General features: G+C 43.9%; 2 protein-coding genes. Both read right to left on the reverse strand.

Annotated elements, in window-relative coordinates:
• Positions 1 to 68: 68 nt before the first annotated feature.
• Positions 69 to 1,553, reverse strand: a complete 1,485-nt coding sequence (locus J6U00_RS09820) for a glutamate synthase subunit beta (RefSeq protein ID WP_296581409.1) — start codon at positions 1,551 to 1,553, stop codon at positions 69 to 71.
• A gap of 3 nt (positions 1,554 to 1,556) precedes the next feature.
• Positions 1,557 to 3,116: glutamate synthase-related protein (locus tag J6U00_RS09825; RefSeq protein WP_296581410.1), on the reverse strand; the 1,560-nt coding region annotated here is incomplete at its 5' end.

Genomic DNA, 3,116 nt, shown 5'->3' on the forward strand with positions numbered 1-3,116 from the left:
CTTAACATCGTTTTCGTCGATATACTGTAAAATCTCATTTTCAGAATAGATCATTTTATCCTCCGTTTTCATAAATTGGTATATCCCATAAGGTATTCATCTACTTCAGCGGCTGCGTCACGTCCTTCACGGATAGCACGTACAACAAGAGATTGTCCGATATGCATATCCCCAGCAGTGAATACATTATTTATATTTGTGGAGTGTTTGCCTGCTGCAGTCTTTACGTTTGTACGCTGATCGAGCTCAACACCGAAAGCTTCGGCAATATAGCTTTGACAGCCTAAAAATCCTGCAGCTATGAGGCAGAGCTCACAAGGAAGAATTTCCTCGGAACCTTCGATCTCATGAGGCATTTTTCTGCCTGTTGCCTTATCCGCTATAAATTCGAGCTTGACTGTTTTAATTGCCTTAAGAGCGCCTTTTTCATCCTTTATAAATTCCTTGACTGTTGTGCAATATATACGCGGATCATGTCCGAATACCGCTATTGCCTCTTCCTGACCGTAATCTGTCTTACAAATTCTCGGCCATTCTGGGAAGGGATTGTTCTCAGCTCTTTCATCAGGTAGTTTCGGCATCATTTCAAGCTGTACAACTGATTTACAGCCGTGTCTTACAGAAGTTCCGACACAGTCATTTCCTGTGTCACCGCCTCCAATGATAACAACGTTTTTATCCTTAGCGGATATATATTTACCGTCTTTCAGCTCTGAATCAAGCAGGCTTTTGGTGGTAGCTTTCAGGAAATCAACTGCGAAATATATACCATCTGCGTCTCTGCCCTCAGCTTTGATATCACGAGGATTTGATGAGCCGCATGCAAGTATCACAGCGTCGTAGTTATTGAGTATCTCGTCGGCAGATATGTTTTCGCCTACGTTTGAACTGGTTCTGAATTCGACGCCCTCTGCCTGCATAAGAGCTGTTCGGCGCTCAATTATGTGCTTTTCAAGCTTCATATTTGGTATACCGTACATGAGAAGACCTCCGATACGGTCAGAACGTTCAAACACTGTAACGCTGTGGCCTCGTTTGTTAAGAGTATCTGCTGCTGCAAGTCCTGAAGGGCCGGAACCGATTACAGCTATTCTTTTTCCGCTTCTCACTTCCGGTATTTCAGGTTTCATCAAACCATTTGCAAAGCCAAATTCAATAATTGAGTTTTCGTTTTCCTTAACGGTAACTGGTGAGTCATAAACTCCGCAGATACAAGCCTTTTCGCAAAGAGCAGGGCAGACTCTTGAAGTAAATTCAGGGAAATTATTTGTCATCAGGAGACGTTTCAAAGCCTGTTCCTTCTGATTATGATACAGGAGATCATTCCACTCAGGTATCAGATTATTGAGAGGACAACCTGATATCATGCCGCATAGCATCTTGCCGTTTTGACAGAAGGGAACACCGCAGTCCATACATCTTGCTGCCTGTTCGCAACGCTGTTCCTCAGAAAGCTGAACATGAAATTCGTTATAATCCTTTATTCTTTCTAAAGGTTCCTTAGCTGATGTTTCAGTTCGTGTATATTCAAGAAAACCGGTATATTTTCCCATGACTCACGCCTCCTTTCTGATAAGTTCAAATGCTTCGATTTCTGCCTTTTCACTGCTCATGCCGTCTTTTTCAAGAGCTGCAACAGTGGATTGTATTTTAGCATAATCGTGAGGGATAACCTTTTTGAAGCAGGGAAGATACTTTTCAAATTCATCAAGTATGAGTTTTGCCTTTTCTGAACCTGTTGCCTCAGCGTGTTCAGTAATTATTTCTTTGAGCTCGGCAATATCTTTTTCCTTGCTTAATGTTTCAAGTGATACGAGAGACTTATTAAGTCTTGTATATAGGTCGTGCTGTTCATCAAGAACATAGGCTATACCGCCTGACATACCTGCGGCAAAGTTTTTGCCTGTCCGTCCGAGGATAACTGCACGTCCGCCAGTCATGTATTCACAGCCGTGATCTCCGACGCCCTCACAAACAGCAATCGCACCGGAGTTCCTTACGCAGAAGCGTTCACCGGCAACTCCGTTTATAAATGCCTTGCCTGATGTAGCACCATAGAGCGCAACATTTCCGACAATAATGTTTTCGTCTGCCTTAAATGCTGACTTTTCAGGAGGGAAAAGTACAAGCTTACCGCCGGAAAGACCTTTTCCGAAATAGTCATTGCTGTCGCCGCAGAGCTCAAGAGTAAGTCCTTTTGGTATGAATGCTCCGAAGGACTGGCCGCCGCTTCCTGTACATTTAATTGTATAGTTATCGTCCGCAAGCACATTTTCACCGTGTATACGTGTTATTTCTGCTCCGAAAAGTGTTCCTACCGAGCGATCTGTATTTACGACATCTATGGATATAGTTTTGGATGTGCCGTTTTTCAATGCGTTTCCTATCTTCTTCATTATAACACGTCTGTCAACTGTCTTGTCAAGTTCAAAATCAAATACGTCTTTTTCATCAAAGTGCTTCTTTGCGTCAGAAATCTGCTGAGTAAGGATATTTGTAAAGTCGATATGCTTATCTGAAGCACTTTTCTTAACACACAGAAGATCTGTTCTTCCGACAAGCTCATCCAGAGTGCGTATACCGAGCTTTGCCATATATTCACGAAGCTCCTGGGCGATGAAGTGCATGAAGTTGATGATATATTCGGGCTTGCCGCGGAAGCGTTTGCGAAGCTCCGGATTCTGTGTGGCAATTCCCATAGGACAGGTATCAAGGTTACAGACCCTCATCATAACGCAGCCCATCGTTACAAGTGGAGCAGTTGCAAATCCGAATTCTTCTGCTCCAAGTAAAGCTGCAACAAGTACATCGCGTCCAGTCATGAGCTTACCGTCTGTCTCTATACGGACACGCGAACGAAGACCATTGAGCATAAGAGTCTGGTGTGCTTCAGCAAGTCCGAGTTCCCATGGAAGACCAGCGTTATAAATCGAGCTCTTTGGAGCAGCTCCTGTTCCGCCGTCGTAGCCTGAGATGAGTATTACCTGAGCACCGGCCTTTGCAACGCCTGCAGCAACTGTACCCACGCCTGCTTCCGATACAAGCTTAACAGAAATGCGAGCCTTGTCGTTAGCATTCTTAAGGTCATATATAAGCTGAGCAAGGTCTTCGATAGA

The sequence above is a fragment of the Ruminococcus sp. genome, assembly GCF_017650195.1.
Lineage (GTDB): Bacteria > Bacillota > Clostridia > Oscillospirales > Ruminococcaceae > Ruminococcus.